This is a genomic window from Acidobacteriota bacterium, assembly GCA_028875725.1.
Lineage (GTDB): Bacteria > Acidobacteriota > Thermoanaerobaculia > Multivoradales > Multivoraceae > Multivorans.
In genome coordinates this window covers 56,072-71,432 of sequence record JAPPCR010000023.1, presented here as the reverse complement: position 1 = coordinate 71,432, position 15,361 = coordinate 56,072, and the positions used below count along the sequence as shown (strand labels likewise).

The 15,361-nt window shown below is 66.8% G+C and carries 18 protein-coding genes; 11 read left to right on the top strand and 7 right to left on the bottom strand.

The annotated features are described in order from the left end of the window. Window positions 1-17 precede the first annotated feature (17 nt). From ruvC to OXI49_15905, 8 genes are all read left to right on the top strand, one after another. A complete protein-coding gene (gene ruvC / locus OXI49_15940; GenBank protein MDE2691994.1) occupies window positions 18-533 on the top strand; it encodes a crossover junction endodeoxyribonuclease RuvC in 516 nt (171 codons plus the stop codon). Between the two features lie 170 nt (window positions 534-703). Further along, complete coding sequence (locus OXI49_15935; protein ID MDE2691993.1) at window positions 704-1,369, top strand: MotA/TolQ/ExbB proton channel family protein; 666 nt, start codon at window positions 704-706, stop codon at window positions 1,367-1,369. Window positions 1,370-1,375: 6 nt separating this feature from the next. Continuing rightward, the gene (locus OXI49_15930; protein MDE2691992.1) at window positions 1,376-1,804 is read left to right on the top strand and encodes a biopolymer transporter ExbD; all 429 of its coding nucleotides are present in this window, start codon (window positions 1,376-1,378) and stop codon (window positions 1,802-1,804) included. A 30-nt stretch (window positions 1,805-1,834) separates the two neighbouring features. Continuing rightward, a complete protein-coding gene (locus OXI49_15925; GenBank protein MDE2691991.1) occupies window positions 1,835-2,272 on the top strand; it encodes a biopolymer transporter ExbD in 438 nt (145 codons plus the stop codon). 94 nt (window positions 2,273-2,366) lie between these two features. Beyond that, window positions 2,367-3,110 carry a TonB family protein gene (locus tag OXI49_15920; protein MDE2691990.1) on the top strand — a complete coding sequence of 248 codons (744 nt, stop codon included), beginning with the start codon at window positions 2,367-2,369 and terminating at the stop codon, window positions 3,108-3,110. Between the two features lie 19 nt (window positions 3,111-3,129). Next, window positions 3,130-4,305 carry a tetratricopeptide repeat protein gene (locus OXI49_15915; GenBank protein ID MDE2691989.1) on the top strand — a complete coding sequence of 392 codons (1,176 nt, stop codon included), beginning with the start codon at window positions 3,130-3,132 and terminating at the stop codon, window positions 4,303-4,305. Between the two features lie 209 nt (window positions 4,306-4,514). Continuing rightward, window positions 4,515-5,258 carry a TonB family protein gene (locus OXI49_15910; GenBank protein MDE2691988.1) on the top strand — a complete coding sequence of 248 codons (744 nt, stop codon included), beginning with the start codon at window positions 4,515-4,517 and terminating at the stop codon, window positions 5,256-5,258. Further along, a complete protein-coding gene (locus OXI49_15905; GenBank protein ID MDE2691987.1) occupies window positions 5,259-6,431 on the top strand; it encodes a tetratricopeptide repeat protein in 1,173 nt (390 codons plus the stop codon). A gap of 47 nt (window positions 6,432-6,478) precedes the next feature. On the opposite strand, the gene gatB is transcribed toward OXI49_15905, so the two are convergent. After that, window positions 6,479-7,966, bottom strand: a complete 1,488-nt coding sequence (gatB, locus tag OXI49_15900) for an Asp-tRNA(Asn)/Glu-tRNA(Gln) amidotransferase subunit GatB (protein ID MDE2691986.1) — start codon at window positions 7,964-7,966, stop codon at window positions 6,479-6,481. 42 nt (window positions 7,967-8,008) lie between these two features. On the opposite strand from gatB, the gene OXI49_15895 reads away from it, so the two are divergent. The 3 genes from OXI49_15895 (at window position 8,009) to OXI49_15885 (ending at window position 10,321) form a co-directional block, all read left to right on the top strand. Beyond that, window positions 8,009-8,815: a polyphenol oxidase family protein gene (locus OXI49_15895; protein ID MDE2691985.1), complete on the top strand. Its 807-nt coding sequence runs from the start codon at window positions 8,009-8,011 to the stop codon at window positions 8,813-8,815. 325 nt (window positions 8,816-9,140) lie between these two features. After that, window positions 9,141-10,076 carry a phosphotransferase gene (locus OXI49_15890; GenBank protein MDE2691984.1) on the top strand — a complete coding sequence of 312 codons (936 nt, stop codon included), beginning with the start codon at window positions 9,141-9,143 and terminating at the stop codon, window positions 10,074-10,076. 50 nt (window positions 10,077-10,126) lie between these two features. Further along, window positions 10,127-10,321, top strand: coding sequence for a twin-arginine translocase TatA/TatE family subunit (locus tag OXI49_15885; protein ID MDE2691983.1), 195 nt, complete (start codon window positions 10,127-10,129; stop codon window positions 10,319-10,321). Here OXI49_15885 and OXI49_15880 read toward each other — a convergent pair. From OXI49_15880 to OXI49_15855, 6 genes are all read right to left on the bottom strand, one after another. Next, window positions 10,318-11,067 carry a lytic transglycosylase domain-containing protein gene (locus tag OXI49_15880; GenBank protein ID MDE2691982.1) on the bottom strand — a complete coding sequence of 250 codons (750 nt, stop codon included), beginning with the start codon at window positions 11,065-11,067 and terminating at the stop codon, window positions 10,318-10,320. The genes OXI49_15885 and OXI49_15880 overlap by 4 nt on opposite strands. A 184-nt stretch (window positions 11,068-11,251) precedes the next feature. Next, a complete protein-coding gene (locus OXI49_15875) occupies window positions 11,252-11,545 on the bottom strand; it encodes a hypothetical protein (GenBank protein MDE2691981.1) in 294 nt (97 codons plus the stop codon). A 129-nt stretch (window positions 11,546-11,674) separates the two neighbouring features. After that, a complete protein-coding gene (gene bamD / locus OXI49_15870) occupies window positions 11,675-12,547 on the bottom strand; it encodes an outer membrane protein assembly factor BamD (GenBank protein ID MDE2691980.1) in 873 nt (290 codons plus the stop codon). After that, on the bottom strand, window positions 12,544-13,197 hold the full coding sequence (rpe, locus tag OXI49_15865) for a ribulose-phosphate 3-epimerase (protein ID MDE2691979.1): 654 nt from the start codon (window positions 13,195-13,197) through the stop codon (window positions 12,544-12,546). Before rpe ends, bamD begins: the two co-directional genes overlap by 4 nt. A gap of 29 nt (window positions 13,198-13,226) precedes the next feature. Then, window positions 13,227-14,009, bottom strand: a complete 783-nt coding sequence (locus OXI49_15860) for a PASTA domain-containing protein (GenBank protein MDE2691978.1) — start codon at window positions 14,007-14,009, stop codon at window positions 13,227-13,229. 10 nt (window positions 14,010-14,019) lie between these two features. After that, entirely contained in the window at window positions 14,020-15,330 is a 1,311-nt protein-coding gene (locus OXI49_15855; protein ID MDE2691977.1) for a site-2 protease family protein, read from the bottom strand. Window positions 15,331-15,361 lie beyond the last annotated feature (31 nt).

Here is a 15,361-nt window from a genome sequence, read left to right as displayed (position 1 = left end):
GTCTCCGTGGCGTTGCCGTGATCGTTCTCGGGATCGATCCCGGGAGTCGCTACACGGGGTTCGGCGTGGTGGAGCAGGAGGGATCGAGGGTTCGCCAACTGGATGCGGGCCGGATCGCCCTCGCCGGCGAGCCGACACCGGCGGCGCGCATGGCCCGGTTGGCCGAGGGCGTCGAGGAGACGCTCGACCGCTGGCAGCCGGTGGCGGCGGTGCTCGAGTCCCTGTTTCACGGGCGCAACAGCCGCTCGCTGATCGCGCTGGCCCAGGCCCGGGGCGTCATCCTCTCCGTGCTTGGGCGGCATGGCCTGGACGTCCGCGAGTTCTCACCGGCCGAGGTCAAGCAGGCGGTCTGCGGCAGTGGCCGGGCCGACAAGACCCAGGTCTCCCGCATGGTCGACGTGCTTCTGGGCCCAGCGCCGGTGCGGCGCAGCGCCGACGCCTCCGACGCTCTGGCCGCCGCCCTCTGCTATCTCCACCGGCGGCCGCTGGAGCGGGTCGTGAAGGCGGCCGGCGCGTCGCCGGAACGCGGTTGATCGGGCGGTTCCAAAGCCGAACCCGTGTGCTATATTGCTTCACCGTTCCAAGGTGAGCCAGGCACCCCTCCCGGTGTAGGGGTCACCGCATGTCCAGAATCGCGTCCGCCTTTCGGCGGGCGGTTCAACCAGGCCCGTAGTGGCGGGCATAGTCCTGAGGAGGTAGCTAGGTGAACATTGGTGGCACGTTCTGGAAGTTGATGAACGAGGGCGGCCCCGTCATGTGGCCATTGCTCGCTTTCTCCGTCATCGCGGCTGCGGTGGTGGTCGAGCGACTGATTGCGCTGCGGCGGGCCCGGATCAACGTTCACGAGTTCCTCCCCAAGGTGCGGAAGGCGCTGGTCGTGAACCGCTCGATTCGTGAAGCGGTCAAGGTATGCGAGGAGTACCGCGGTCCGGTCGCCTCGATCCTCAAGGCCGGTCTGATGAAGTACGGCCAGCCCAAGGAAGACGTCGAGAAGACGATCGAGAATGCGGCGCTGTTCGAGATGGGCCGCCTTGAGCGCGGCCTCGCGGTGCTCGCGACCACGGCGAACGTCGCCCCGCTGCTCGGCTTCTTCGGCACGGTGACCGGCATGATGGCCGGTTTCGACGCCCTGGCGGCTCAGGGCCTGTCGAACCCCGGCGCGGTCGCCACCGGTATCAAGGAGGCGCTGACCACGACCGCCGGCGGTCTGGCGGTCGCCATTCCGACGCAGCTCGCCTACAACTACTTCATGAGCCGGATCAACAAGTTCGTCCGCGACATCGAGACGTCGGCGAACATGCTGCTCGAGACGTTCGGCGAGATGGAGCGCAGCGGCGTTCCGCCGGAGTCCGGCGGCGACGCCAGCTAGATCGACATGAAGCTCAAGGCAACCATCGAGCACAAGCCGAACATCCCGACGGCCTCGATGGCGGATATCGCCTTCCTGCTGATCATCTTCTTCATGCTGACGATCACCTTCGAGGTCGACAAGACCCAGGTGGTGTTGCCGAAGACGACGCTCAGGTACGAGATCCCGAAACAGTCCGCCTACGTCTCGATCGACCCGAACGGGCGCATCCGGGTGTCGGACGGCAACGAACAGAGCGCCCTGGTCAGCGCGGCCGACGAGGTGCTCTCGATGGCCGCCGGCGTCATCGCGATGGACCCGCAGAAGGTCTTCGTGGTCAAGTCCGACGGCGAAGTGTCGTGGGAGAAGGTCGACGAGGTCATCGACGCGTTGAAGCGGGCCAAGGTGCGGGACGTCTACCTGCTGTCCGATCAGCGGACCGTTACCGACGGATAGGCTTGACCAGACGATGGATGGAGACGCAAGATGAAACTTGATCGTGATCGCCCGGACGATGAGATCCCGACCTCCTCGATGGCGGACATCGCCTTCCTGCTGATTGTCTTCTTCATGATCACGACGACGTTCACCGCGACCCGCGGACTGGACTTCGCGCTTCCCGAGGACGACGACGATCCGCCGGTGGTCGAGAAGGAGGAGTCGGTACTGATCGAGATCCTGCCGAACGGCGAGTTGATCGTCGACCAAGATCCGATGCAGCTGCACGAGATCATCCCCTACCTGAAGCCGAAGCTCGAGCGGAACCCGAAGAAGCCGGTGATCATCCGGCCGGATACCGCGACGCCGTACAAGTACATGGTTCAGGTGTACGACGAGCTGCGCCAGGGCGAGGATCACGGGCTGGCGGAACCGATCAACATCTCGGTTCCCACCCAGCGCGAGATCCAGAGCTTCTGGTACTAAGGGGTCGGAATACGCTGAAACCGGCTGGACGTTGAACTCAGACACCACGCGACAGAAGAGCTGACCGAGAACCTGATCGAAGAGGGGTAACCGGATGAGTGACGAGAACCTCGAACAGGCTGCATCCCCCGCGGAGGAGCCCGCGAAGGACGAAGCGACCGCGCTGACGTCCGCCGAGCAGGGCCTGCTGACCTATGTGCAGGAGACCCGCGAGGACAACAAGACCTTCCGCTACTCGCTGGGGCTGGCGGTCATCCTCCACGGCATTCTGCTGATCGTCAAGCTGCCCGACCTGTACGGCGACGTGGTGGCGCCGCCGCCGAAGCCCAAGGTCTTCGTCGTGCAGCAGGTGCGCTTCAAGCCGCCACCGCCGAAGGAAGAGCAGCAGATTCCGAAGCCGAAGTCGAAGAAGGTTCCGATCCCCGATCCCACGCCCGACGAGCCGGAGCCGATCCGGATCGACGAGCCCGAGGAGATCGACATCCCCGAGGTCGACGATCTCGATCTCTTCGACCTTCCCGAGGCGCCGCCTCCGCCGGAACCGACCGGGCCGATCTACGTCACCGGCGACGTGACGAAGCCGGAGAAGATCAACGAGATTCAGCCCCAGTACACCGAGATCGCGCGCAAGGCGCGGATCCAGGGTGTCGTCATTCTCCAGGCGACGATCGACAAGAACGGCGACGTCACCGACACCAAGGTTCTGAAACCCCTGCCCATGGGCCTTGCCGAGGCCGCCGTGGCGGCGGTGCAGCAGTGGAAGTTCAAGCCGGCGACGCTGAACGGCAAGCCGGTCGCCGTGTACTACAACCTGACCGTCAACTTCCAGCTCCAGTAGAGCGGAGGATCACGGCCCAATGACTACTCGCCGATCCGTACTCGCACTTGCTGTTGTCTGCGGACTGCTGACCGCGCCGGTGACCTTCGCCGGCTGGGACGAAGGCGTCGCTGCATTCAGGTCCGGCAACTACGCTCAGGCGATCGCTGAGTTCCAGCAGTTCGTCGAGGAGCGCCCGGACCAGCAGGCCGGCTACCAGATGCTGGGCCGTTCCCTGCTCCGGGGCGGCAAGGCCGGCGAAGCGGTTGCCGCGTTCCAGAAGGCGATCGAGATGAAGGCCGACGACATTGGCAGCCAGGTGTTGCTGGGTCAGGCCTTCTACCAGAGCGGCAAGCCCAGGGAGTGCATTTCGACCCTGAGCAGGCTCAACATCGGCGGGCTGCCGGCGAACATCCAGGTCGGGGTGTACGAGACGCGCGGCGCGAGTTACGCGCGGCTGGGCAACACCGGCAGTGCGGCTGCCGACCTGGGGAGGGTCGCCGACCTGAAGCCCAGTGACGCCAAGGCCCGCTTTGAGTACGGGCAGATGCTCCACAACGATGCGCAGCTCGAGCCGGCGATCGCCGCCTACGAGCGAGCGATCTCGATGGACGGCAGCCAGGCGGAGTGGAAGAGGGTCCTGGTGAATGCCCTGAAGGTCAAGGGTCGGCGCACCCAGGGCTCAGCCAAGACGGGCGTCTATCGCCAAGCGGAGGACGTGGCCAGAAGCCTGGTAGGGACCAGCCCCTCGTACGACAACCTGCTGCTGCTCGGCGAGGTTCAGCTCGGAGGCAAGAACTACGAGTCGGCGGCTTCGACGTTCCAGCAGGGAATCTCGAAGAAGGGCAACGACTGGCACGCGCACTTCTACCTCGGGCAGGCCTTCGGCTCCCTCGAGCGCTACAGCGACGCCGAAGGACCGCTGAACACCGCACTTCCTCTGGCTTCCGACGAAGCCGACAAGAAGCAGATCCTGGACTATCTCGGCTTCGTTCTTTCGAAGCAGAACAAGTACGAGCCGGCGATTTCGGCCTATGAGCGCGCGGGCAACGCGGCCGGCGCTGCCCGGGTGCGTGAGAACCAGCAGATCGCCCAGGAGAACCAGGAAGCCGACGAGTTCAACAGGAACATTGAGGAACTCGAGCGCCAGCGCGAGGAACTCCGCCGGCAACTCGAAGAGGTCCCCGGAGCGACGAACGAGCCTCCGCGGCGCTAGAAGCCCGCGCCGCGGAACATCGACAGCTCACGCAGGACGGATAAGCGTCCTGCGTGGGGAGCTTCGCGTCTTGCCCTCAGCCTGGCGGCTCGTGCCGTCGTGGGCCGCGTCTGGAGAGCCGGAATAGGCCGAAACCGGCTGGACGTTGGAACTCAGACACCACGCGAGAGAACACGTGGCCGAGAACCTGGCCGAAGGGGGGTTGCCGGATGAGTGACGAGGGCCTCGAACAGGTGGCATCCCGGGCGGAGGAGCCCGGAAGGGAGGAAGCGGCCCCGCCGACCTCCGCTGAACAGGGCCTGCTGACCTACGTGCAGGAGACCCGCGAGGACAACAAGACCTTCCGCTACTCGCTGGGGCTGGCGGTCATCCTCCACGGCATTCTGCTGATCGTCAAGCTGCCCGACCTGTACGGCGACGTGGTGGCGCCGCCGCCGAAGCCCAAGGTCTTCGTCGTGCAGCAGGTGCGCTTCAAGCCGCCACCGCCGAAGGAAGAGCAGCAGATTCCGAAGCCGAAGTCGAAGAAGGTTCCGATCCCCGATCCCACGCCCGACGAGCCGGAGCCGATCCGGATCGACGAGCCCGAGGAGATCGACATCCCCGAGGTCGACGATCTCGATCTCTTCGACCTTCCCGAGGCGCCGCCTCCGCCGGAACCGACCGGGCCGATCTACGTCACCGGCGACGTGACGAAGCCGGAGAAGATCAACGAGATTCAGCCCCAGTACACCGAGATCGCGCGCAAGGCGCGGATCCAGGGTGTCGTCATTCTCCAGGCGACGATCGACAAGAACGGCGACGTCACCGACACCAAGGTTCTGAAACCCCTGCCCATGGGCCTTGCCGAGGCCGCCGTGGCGGCGGTGCAGCAGTGGAAGTTCAAGCCGGCGACGCTGAACGGCAAGCCGGTCGCCGTGTACTACAGCCTGACCGTCACCTTCAAACTCCAGTAGATGACTGTCTGCCGATTCGTACGTGCCCGGACCGCGTTCAGCCTCCTGCTGGCCGCCAGCGCCACCTTCGCTGACTACGATGCGGGGGCTGCCGCCTTCAGGGCCGGGAACTTCGAGTTGGCCGCGGCCGAGTTCCAGAAGTTCGTCGAGGAGTGGCCCGATGAGCCGCAGGGCTACCACATGCTGGGTCGCTCCCTCATCTTCGCGGGGAGGCCGGGCGACGCGGTCGCGCCGCTGCGGAAGGCCATCGAGTTGAATCCGAACGATGTCCCCAGCCGTGTTTTTCTCGGGCAGGCTTTCGACGAGAACGAGAAGCCCGATGAGTGCATTGCGACGCTGAACCGGCTGGACATCGACAGTTTGCCGAAACAGGCGCAGATCCAGGTGTACCAGAGGCGAGGTCGTAGCCACGCGAAGCTGGGGAACACGGGAAGCGCCGCGGTCGACTTCGGCAGAGTGGCCGATCTCAAGCCGGGCGATGCGAAAGCGCGCTTCGACTACGGCAAGAAGCTGCAGGACGACGCACAGTTGGATGCGGCCATTGCCGCCTTCGAGCGTGCGACCTCGATGGACGGTAGCAACGCGGAATGGAAGGAAGTCCTGGTCAACGCCCTGAAGATCAAGGGTCGAAGGACAGAAGGCGAAGCGAAGACCGCTGTGTACCGCAGAGCCGAGGATGTGGCCAGGAGCCTGGTCGGTGGCGATCCCTCCTACGACAACCTTCTGCTGCTCGCTGAGGTTCAGCTCGGTGCAAAGAACTACGAGTCGGCCGTTTCGACACTGCAGCAGGCGATTTCAAAGAACGCCAGCGACTGGCACGCCCACTACTACCTCGGACAGGCCTACGGAGCGCTCGGACGCTTCAACGACGCGGAAGCGCCGCTAGCCAGGGCCCTGGAGTTGGCCTCAGTTGTGGACGCGAAGGCCATCTGGGCGTATCTCGGCTTCGTGCTCGAGAAGCAGAAGAAGTTCAGTGAGGCGATCGAGGCTTACGGGAGGGCCGAAGATCCGGAGGGAGCTGCTCGTGTCCGGGAGAACGAGCAGATCGTCGCCGACAACCAGGAAGCGGACGAGCACAACGCCACGATCGAGGTGATCAGGACGCGGATGGAAGAGATCCAGGGGGAGCTGGACGAGCTCACCGGGGCCACGAAGGAGCCGCCGCGCCGCTAGGCGGAGGCCCGCCTCGCGGCCGCCGTCGCTCCGTCGCTAGCTGTTAGTCAGCGCAGCTTGCGGCGCAGGATCTCCTGGGCGGCTCGGGGTTCGGCGCTGCCGCGTGAAGCTCTCATGATCTGGCCGACCAGGTAGCCGAGGGCCTGTTGGCGTCCGCCGCGGTACTCGGTGACGGCCTTCTCGTTGGCGGCGATCGCTTCGTCGGCCCAGGCCTCGAGCTGGTTGTCGTCGCGGACCTGGCGGAGGCCGAGGCGGTCGGCGATCTGGTCCGGAGTCTCGGACGAGTCCCAGGCCTCTGCGAGTACGTCCTTGGCGGCCGTGGTCGACAGCTCGCCGGAGTCGACCAGGGCCACGACGGCGGCGAGACGCTCCGGCGCGATCGCCTGCTCCACGTCGATGCTCCGTTCCTTCAGCTCGCGCAGAAGTTCCGTCATCACCCAGTTGGCGATGGTCCTCTTGCCCTTCGGGTGGGCGGCGACTGCCCGTTCGTAGTAGCTCGCCAGGGCGACGCTGCCGGAGAGCAGCGCCGCCTCTTCCGAGCGTAGCCCGTAGGCGTCGCGGAAACGGGCGCTCTTCGTCCACGGCAACTCCGGAAGCTGGTTCGCCTGCCTCTGGATGCGTTCGCCTGACAGCACGACGGTGGGCAGGTCGGGCTCCGGGAAGTAGCGGTAGTCGTGCGCCTCCTCCTTCGACCGGAGCGACCGGGTCACGCCGGTGGCGGGCTCGAAACTCCGCGTCTCCTGCTCGACCCGGCCGCCCGACGTCAGGACGTGCAACTGACGTTCCCGCTCGTACTCGAGCGCCTTCGCCACGTGGCGGAACGAGTTCAGGTTCTTGACCTCCGTCTTCGTTCCGAGCGCGGTTTCGCCGGCAGGCCGTAGAGAGAGGTTCGCATCGCAGCGCAGACTGCCCTCCTCCATGTTGCCGTCGCTGGCGCCGGTGTAGAGCAGGACCTGGTGAAGCGCCTGCAGATAGGCCTGCGCGTCGGCCGGCGAGCCGATCTCCGGCTCGGTGACGATCTCCACCAGGGGCACGCCGCAACGGTTGAAGTCGACCAGGCTCCGGCCCGGGAGCGGTCCCCCTCCGGGTACTTCGTGGAGCAGCTTGCCGGCGTCCTCCTCCAGGTGGAGGCGATGGATGCGTACGGTGTTCCCCGACGGCAGGGGGACGCCGCCCCCCTCGGCCAGGGGCTGGTCGTACTGGCTGATCTGGTAGCCCTTGGGCAGGTCGGGATAGAAGTAGTTCTTGCGTGCGAACACCGACCGCCGCCGGACTTCGCAGCCGAGGGCCAGCGCCAGCCGGATGGCCAGATCGACCGCGTGCTGGTTCGTCACCGGCAGCGTGCCCGGATAGCCGAGACAGACCGGGCAGACGAGATCGTTCGGTTCGGCGCCGAAGCGGTTCTCGCAACGGCAGAACATCTTCGTCCGGGTGCGTAGCTGGACGTGGACCTCCAGTCCGATGACCGTTTCCCATCCCGTGTCGACGGGAACTCCGACGGCCCCCGCCCCGGTCGTGCTCTGCGCTACGCTCATGGCCGTCTCAATGGCCGCGGCATCCTACAGCAGGCCCTCCCGGTGAATGGCCCGCCGGCGAGTGTCGCACTCGAGATCTACCGCCGCGGGCCAGTGTGGGCCGCGTTTCTCGGCGCGGTGCCGCAAGGGGGAGCAGCCGGACCGGAGGACGCCCTCGAGGTTCTGGCGGGTCAGGTTCCCGCGGCGGCGGCGGCAGCGCCGGCCTGGCTTCGCCAGCGGCACGGCGCCGACGCGCTGAGAGCGCCGGGTCCCGGGCCGACCGGCGATGGAGATGCGCTGATCGTGTCGGCGTCCGGAGTCGCGGCCACGGTCTTCGTCGCCGACTGTGTGCCCGTCCTGATTGCCGCCGGCGACTCGGTGGCCGCGGTTCACGCCGGCTGGCGTGGGCTTGCGAAGGGCGTTCTGGCCTCTGCCGTCCGCGAGTTGTACGGTGATTCGTCCGGTGACGGGGCGTCGGCGGAAGCCTGGATCGGTCCGGCGATCGGCCCCTGTTGCTATGAGGTCGGCGAAGACGTTGCCGCTCAGGTGGAGTCCCGGAGCGGCGCGGAGGTGGTCGCTCGACGACCCGGCCGGAAGCCCCGCCTCGACCTGCCGCTGGCCGCTTCGCGGCAGCTCGCCGGTCTCGGTGTCACCCAGGTCTCGGCCGTCAAACGCTGCGTACGCTGCAGTCCCGGCTGGTGGAGCTACCGTCGGGACGGCGCTCGGGCGGGCCGGAACTACGGGTTCATCTGGCGCGACCAGGTCTTACTGACGGGAAGTCCGGCTGCGGGCCTTGCGTGTCGGATCGATCCCGACGGACCGGAGGAAGGCGAGGTCGCGGCCGTTGATCCTGAAGGGCGGAGCCGGTAGAGGCCGTTCCGTCTCCTCCTCCGTTTCGCCTTCGTCGTCTCTCTCGAAGGGCTTGCAGTCGAGGAGCAGGTTCAGCGTGTAGCCTTCGCCCCGAATCGACTCGAGCCTCTCGTGGACTTCAGGCGATTCCGCGATCGCCTCGCACAGGGAGCGGGTGAGATCTTCGAGCAGTTGCTTGAGTCGGGGTTCCATGGCAGCGAGAGCATTATCCCAGACGGACCGTCCGCGCGACAGTCCGGGTTCATCACCGCGCGATCAGGATCTCTGGAGGCCGGTCGTCGAAGAGCTTCAGGCCGCGGGTTTCCGCCCCGCTTCGTTCGAACCGTTGACCGGTGACGTTTCCGCGCGGCGCTATGCGCGGCTGCGGCTCGAGGGCGGCGAGCAGTTCGTCGTCTGTGCCTACCCGAGCGACATGGCCGACGTTGCGTCGCGGTTCCTGGCCGCGACGCAACTGCTGAACTCGGTCGGTGTGCCGCTGCCGGGAGTCGAACTGCACTCGCCCGGTGAGCCCGTCTGGATCCTCCTGGAAGATCTGGGAGCGCAGACGGTCTTCGACCGCTGGGAGGGCGGCGGTCTGAGCGCGGCTGCGCTTGACCGGTACCTGACGGAGGCGGTGGCTCACATTGGCCGAATCCAGCTCCTGTCTCCCGGCGGTGTGCGCTCTCTGGGCTCGCCACCGCTCGATCGAAACCTGCTTATGGCGGAACTCGATCTGACCTGGAAGCGCTTTCTCGAGCCGCGCGGGCTGGTGCGAGACTCGACTCTGGCCGAGCCGTTGCGTGCTCTGTGCGAGGCCGTGTGCGAGCGTCTTGGCTCGGCGGCGCCCGTTCCCTGCCATCGGGACTTCATGGTGCGCAACCTGATGATGCGGGCCTCGGCCGGGGGGGCTGAACCGGAGATCGTCGTGATCGATCATCAGGATCTTCGTCTGGGCCCGCCGCACTACGACCTGGCTTCGCTGCTGAACGACAGCCTGAGGCTCTCCGCCTGCCGGCGGCGCGGCCACCTGGCGGTCTTGGGAGAAGAGGTCGAAGACCTCGCCCTCTACCAGGCCGCGGTGGCGCAGCGGATGCTCAAGATAGCCGGCACGTTCGCCCACTTCGCCGCGCTCGGCAACGACCGTCACCTGCCGCTGATTCGACCTGCCCTGCGGCGGTTCTTCGACGCGCTGGACGCCCTTCCCGAGGGCCGTGAACTCGCTCCCCGCCTGCGCCGGGAGTGGGTGGCGTTTGCCGGCGAAGAGCCCGTTCAGCCACCGTAGCTGCTAGAGTCCCGGATCGTCGATTCCTGACGTTCCAACAGGAGAACCCCATGCCTTCCATCGGCATCCAAGAGCTTCTCATCATCTTCGTCATCCTGATGGTCATCTTCGGCGGTAGCAAGCTGCCGCTGCTTGGCCGGGGGATGGGTGAGGGCATCCGCAACTTCAAGCGGGGGCTGCGGGGCGACGACTCCTCCGAGCTGGAGGAGGAAAGCGCGTCTTCGTCGGGCGCCAAGAGCAACTAGCCGCCCGCCAGCACCGGGAAGTCGAGCCCGCCCGGATTGACGGCGGCCCAGGCCGCGCGATGATGTGCGATGTAGACGCGGAGCACGCCGTTCGTGAATCCACGCGTTTCGCGGAAGGGGGGCAGGCCGCCGAAACGGTCAACGGTTCCGGGGCCCGCGTTGTAGCCCGCGAGAGCGAGGACCAGGTCGTCGTCGAAGCGGCGCAGCAGGTAGGCCAGGTAGCTCACGCCCGCGTCGAGGTTCTGACCGGGGTCGTAGGCGTCGGCGACGCCCAACTGCTCGGCGGTCGTCGGCATCATCTGCATCAGGCCGAGGGCGCCCCGGGGGGAGACCGCCTCCGTATCGAAGGAGGATTCGGCCTGGACGATGGCCGCCACGAGGAGCGGATCGACGCCGTGACGCGCGGCGGCGCTGAGGATCAGGCCGCCGTACGGAACGGGCTGCATCCGCTCCCGGACCGCGTCCTCGTCGGCAGCGCCGATGAACAGTTCGAAGCTCTCGCGGCGCGACTGGATGCTCTCGTACAGTGGGCCCCTTCCCAAGTGCGTGGAGGCGGCTCCGGCCGACGGTTCAAGCCATGCCCGAATCTGCTCGAAGAGAACGACGTCTTCCAGAGGAGGCGACATGGGCAACGGTTCCATGTGCCGACCGGGCGCGGTTTCGCGGGGCGCGGCGGCCAGAATGGCAGCCGCCGCCACGGTCACGGCAGCGGCCCGGGTGCGGATACTGAGTTTGTGGAGAGTCATGGAGACGTTGGCGCCGTTGCTGGCGCCACGGAACCGCTGGCAGATCAGTGCGTGTCCTGGCGGCGTCAGGCGCTCGCTGCCAGTAAGAGCGCCGGACTACGTGGCAAAGAGCAAGCTCTATGCCAGTCTGATGCAGGTCGGATGAAGGTCCGGGAGGGCGATCCCCGCGAAGCGTTGTGGAGCGCTATCTCGACTGGAGCCTCTTGCTGGAGCCTCGGTAGTCGGTGGCCTGTATCTGAAGCGTGGCGACCTTGTTTCGCAGGGTGTTGCGATGGAGGCCCAGGTGGTTTGCCGAGTTGGTGATGTTTCCGTGGTTGAGTCGTAGGGACGCTAGGATGAACTGCCGTTCGAAGATCTCGCGGGCCTGCGCCAAGGTGACGCCCTGGGAAGCCAACTGGTTCACGAGGCGATCAAGCTGGCCGTTGAGATCCTCGGTCGCGTCGTCCGGAAGGCGGTCGTCTGGGCTGAGTGGCTTCAACGCGAGTCACATGCCGAAACCGCGATTTTAGCACAGGGTTCAGGCGTTCCGAGGCCTTCGCACGGCCTGATCGAGGCCCGGCCGCCAGTTAGACCGGAGGAGGTGAGTAGCGCTGGCGGGACCCCGGGTTCAGTTATCCGCGTACTCCTCCGTCGGCGGACCTGGTCGATTCCCGTCCGGCCGGATGGGCGAAGCCGGCACCTTGCTTCGGAGTTTCCGGAGCTGCTCGTCCGAAGGTGCCTTCTTGATCCAGGGGCTGCCTGGAAACCCGTTCCGCAGTTCATCGCAGGCTTCGCGCAGGTACTCGTAGCGATCGAGTCCCAACCGGCTCGGAATCTGCTGGAGCACCAGGCGGTACGTGAGGCACATGTGGGCGAGAATCTTGTCGGGCTCCGGGTAGTCCGGGTACTCCTCAAGCATCTCCCTGAAGCGATTCCCCGCAGCCGTGGGAGTGCGGAAACGGTAGTAGAAGGCCCCGACGACGAACTCGTGCTCCGCCAGGTGGTTGCGGACCTCGACGATGCGTTGGGCGGCCTGGCCGGCGAACTGACTGGTCGGATACAGCCGGCGGACGTTCTCGAACTCTGTCAGCGCTTGCCGGGCCGTCTGCTGATCGCGGTCCGGCTTCTCCATTCGTTCGGCGAGCGAGGCGGCGAGACGGAACTGGGCGTACGCCGCCTGGTCGGATGTCGGGAACCGGTTCAGGAAGTCCCGGTAGCGCTGCTCGGCTTCGACGTACGACTGGTAGCCGCTGCGCAGGAACAGGGCGTCCGCGGCCAGCAGCAGTCCTTCACGGCCGGTCTCGGAGTTCGGTTCGACCTCGAAGGCGTGGACGAGATGTTCGCGCGCCTGGGTGAACTTCTCGTCTTCGAGCAGTTGCTTGCCGATCTCCAGGGCCTCGGCCGACGAGAGCCGCAGGATGGGGTCGTCCTTGACGCCGCCGCACGCGGCGGCCAGGGCGAGCGCGGCCGCCAGCAGGATCTGCGCGCCGCGACGGCTCATTCGCCCGCCTGCCGTCGGAGGGCGACGAGGGTTTCGACGGGCCTGCCCGCGGCGAAAATGCCGGAACCGACGACGGCGACGTCGACGCCGGCAGCGGCTACTTCGCCCAGGTTGCCGGGCTTGATTCCGCCGTCCATCTCGATGCTCACGGGCAGACCCCGCTCGTCGACGACGGCGCGGAGCCGCCGGGCCTTGTCGAGAACTTCGGGGTGGAAGGCCTGGCCGGCGAAACCGGGCACGACCGACATCAGCACGACGAAGTCCAGTTGGTCCAGGTAGGGCAGGAGTTCGTCCAGCGGCGTCGCCGGGTTGACAGCCACGCCGGCGCCCGCGCCGCGTTCGCGGATGCGCGCCGCGAGCCGTCCCGGCTCTTCCGTCACTTCGTGATGGATCGAGACCCAGACCGGCCTGCTCTCGAGATACCGGTCGAGGAGCGCTTCGGGGTTCGAGACCATCAGGTGGATGTCGAATCCGACGCTCGTTCGGCTGGCCAGGTCGACAATTACCGGTGGCCCGAAGGTCAGGTTGGGCACGAAGTGGCCGTCCATCACGTCGACGTGGATCAACTGCGCGCCGCCGTCCTCGCAGAGTCTGACCGCGGAGGCGAGGTCGGCGAGGTCCGCCGCCAGGATCGAAGGCGCAATCTTCATCTTTGGGTTTGCGGGCGTGCTTTGCGGGTTCAGCGGCTGTCTTGCGCGGCCACGACGAAGGCGATCGAATCGCTCTGACGCAGGGGGTGGCCCGGAAGCGGGTATTGACGCAGGATGATCCCGGCTGGGACGCCTTCGTAGGGTTCGTACTTTACCCTTCCGAGGCGGAATCCGCGCGTCCCGAAGAACTCGCGGACCGGGTCCTCGGGCAGGTCGATCAGGTCCGGCATGACGTACGTTGCCCCGGGGTTGGCCAGGCTGACCATCAGGTCCACCTGGGACGAAGGGTCGACCCGGCTGCCGGCAGGAGGATCCTGGCGGACCACGGTGCCCGGCACGCCGGACTCGGCGAACACGCTCCGGCTCCTGCCGATCTGCAGGCCCGAGGCCGTGAGGCTCACCTGGGCCGTCTGCAGTACCTGGCCGCTCAGGTCCGGCGTCTCGACGAGCTCCCGGCCGCGCGACAGGTACACGATCACGCCGCTGCCTTCCTTGACCGCGCTGCCGGCGGGAGGGTCCTGCCGGAGCACATGGCCCGCCGGGACTGCCTCGTCGAAGCGGTCGTCCTCCACGCGCTGCAGTGCCAGGCCCGCGGTGGCGAGGCCCGCTTCAGCCTGGCTTCGATCGAGGCCAACCAGGTCGGGTACCGCGATGACGCCGCTACGGACGAAGTTCGAGAGCGCCAGATAGGACGAAGCGCCCAGCAGGGCGACGAGCAGGCCCCCGTAGGCGGCGAGGAGCACGCCTCGCCTGAGCCAGGGATGGCGTATCGCCTTGCCGGTCCAGTCCCGGAGCTTTCCGGCCATCGTCATCGGACCGCCTTCAGCGCCCGAGGCCGGGCAGGTTCTTCACCAGGTCGGAGTAGATCGCGAACAGCATGATGGCGACGACGAGCGCCAGGCCGAACTGGGTGACCAGGCTCTTGATCTGGAGGGAGAGGTCGCGTCGCAGAACGCTCTCGAGCAGCAGGATGGCGAGCTGGCCGCCGTCGAGGATCGGGATGGGCAGCAGGTTCAGGATGCAGAGATTCAGGCTGATCAAGGCCATCAGGAACACCAGGTCGCTGAAGCTCCTGCGAGCCGCCTGACCGCTGATCCGGCTGATCTCGATCGGGCCGGCCAGCGCGCTCTGCGGCGAAACGCGCCGCTCCACCATGCCGCCCAGAAAGTCGAAGATCTCCGTCGTCGTCTCCCAGTTGATCCGGGCGCTCTCGGCGATGGCCGCGACCGGGCCTACGCGCTGATAGGAGAAGTGGCTGATCGCGATGCCGGCGCGGCCGACCCCGCCCTCCTCCTCCGGCACGAGCCGCACGACCAGACGATCCTCGCCACGGCCGATCTCGAGGCTCACTTCCTGGCCCGCGCGCGGCTCGACGAGCCGCCGGAAGTCGTCCGCGTTGGCGACGGGATGGCCGTCGACGGCGTAGAGGGTGTCTCCGTAGCGCAGCCCCGTCTGCTCGGCCGGAGTGTCTTCGAAGACCTGGCGAACCCGCGGCAGGAGGCTGGCGTAGAGCCCCGCGTCGCCCAGCTCGTAGCGCGGCATCCGGCGAGGGACGAGTACCGTGCTCCGGGCCTCGCCGTCGCGCTCGAAGTCGATCGCGAGCCGGCGTTCCGGCGACATCAGGACGGTGTTGGAAAGCTCTCTCCACTCGGACACTTCCTCGCCGTCCAGGCGCAGGATCACGTCGCCCGCCAGGAGCCCGGCTTCGGCCGCGGCCGAATCGGGCGCCACGCCGCCGATCTCGGTGCTCAGATCCCGCGGTCCTGCCAACTCGGTCCCGGCCATCAGCACCGCCGCGATCAGGACGATCGACAGCACGACGTTGGCCGCCGGACCTGCCAGGAGAACGATCATTCGCTGCCAGCGCGGCTTGGCGGTGAAGTCGCCCGCGTCGCCGGTCGGGTTCGCGGCGTCGATTCCCGAGAAGGCGACATAGCCGCCGAGCGGGATCATGGCCAGCCGGTACTCCGTACCGCCTCGCTCGAAGCCCCAGATGCGGGAACCGATGCCGATGGAGAAGACCCGGACCCTGATCCGGAACAGCCTCGCGGCCAGGAAGTGCCCCAGTTCATGGATGAAGATGATCACTCCAATCACGACCAGGAAGGCCAGGATGTTGCTCAGGAAGTTCATCGTTGGGGAGGCCGCGGTGGCGCTTCTCCGT

Bases quoted from the DNA above. Each gene is read 5' to 3' on its own strand.
- OXI49_15930 (MDE2691992.1), top strand. From the start codon at position 1,376: ATGAAGCTCAAGGCAACCATCGAGCACAAGCCGAACATCCCGACGGCC.
- OXI49_15925 (MDE2691991.1), top strand. From the start codon at position 1,835: ATGAAACTTGATCGTGATCGCCCGGACGATGAGATCCCGACCTCCTCG.
- OXI49_15920 (MDE2691990.1), top strand. From the start codon at position 2,367: ATGAGTGACGAGAACCTCGAACAGGCTGCATCCCCCGCGGAGGAGCCC.
- OXI49_15915 (MDE2691989.1), top strand. From the start codon at position 3,130: ATGACTACTCGCCGATCCGTACTCGCACTTGCTGTTGTCTGCGGACTG.
- OXI49_15910 (MDE2691988.1), top strand. From the start codon at position 4,515: ATGAGTGACGAGGGCCTCGAACAGGTGGCATCCCGGGCGGAGGAGCCC.
- OXI49_15905 (MDE2691987.1), top strand. From the start codon at position 5,259: ATGACTGTCTGCCGATTCGTACGTGCCCGGACCGCGTTCAGCCTCCTG.
- gatB (MDE2691986.1), bottom strand. From the start codon at position 7,966: ATGAGCGTAGCGCAGAGCACGACCGGGGCGGGGGCCGTCGGAGTTCCC.
- OXI49_15885 (MDE2691983.1), top strand. From the start codon at position 10,127: ATGCCTTCCATCGGCATCCAAGAGCTTCTCATCATCTTCGTCATCCTG.
- OXI49_15880 (MDE2691982.1), bottom strand. From the start codon at position 11,067: ATGACTCTCCACAAACTCAGTATCCGCACCCGGGCCGCTGCCGTGACC.
- bamD (MDE2691980.1), bottom strand. From the start codon at position 12,547: ATGAGCCGTCGCGGCGCGCAGATCCTGCTGGCGGCCGCGCTCGCCCTG.
- rpe (MDE2691979.1), bottom strand. From the start codon at position 13,197: ATGAAGATTGCGCCTTCGATCCTGGCGGCGGACCTCGCCGACCTCGCC.
- OXI49_15860 (MDE2691978.1), bottom strand. From the start codon at position 14,009: ATGACGATGGCCGGAAAGCTCCGGGACTGGACCGGCAAGGCGATACGC.
- OXI49_15855 (MDE2691977.1), bottom strand. From the start codon at position 15,330: ATGAACTTCCTGAGCAACATCCTGGCCTTCCTGGTCGTGATTGGAGTG.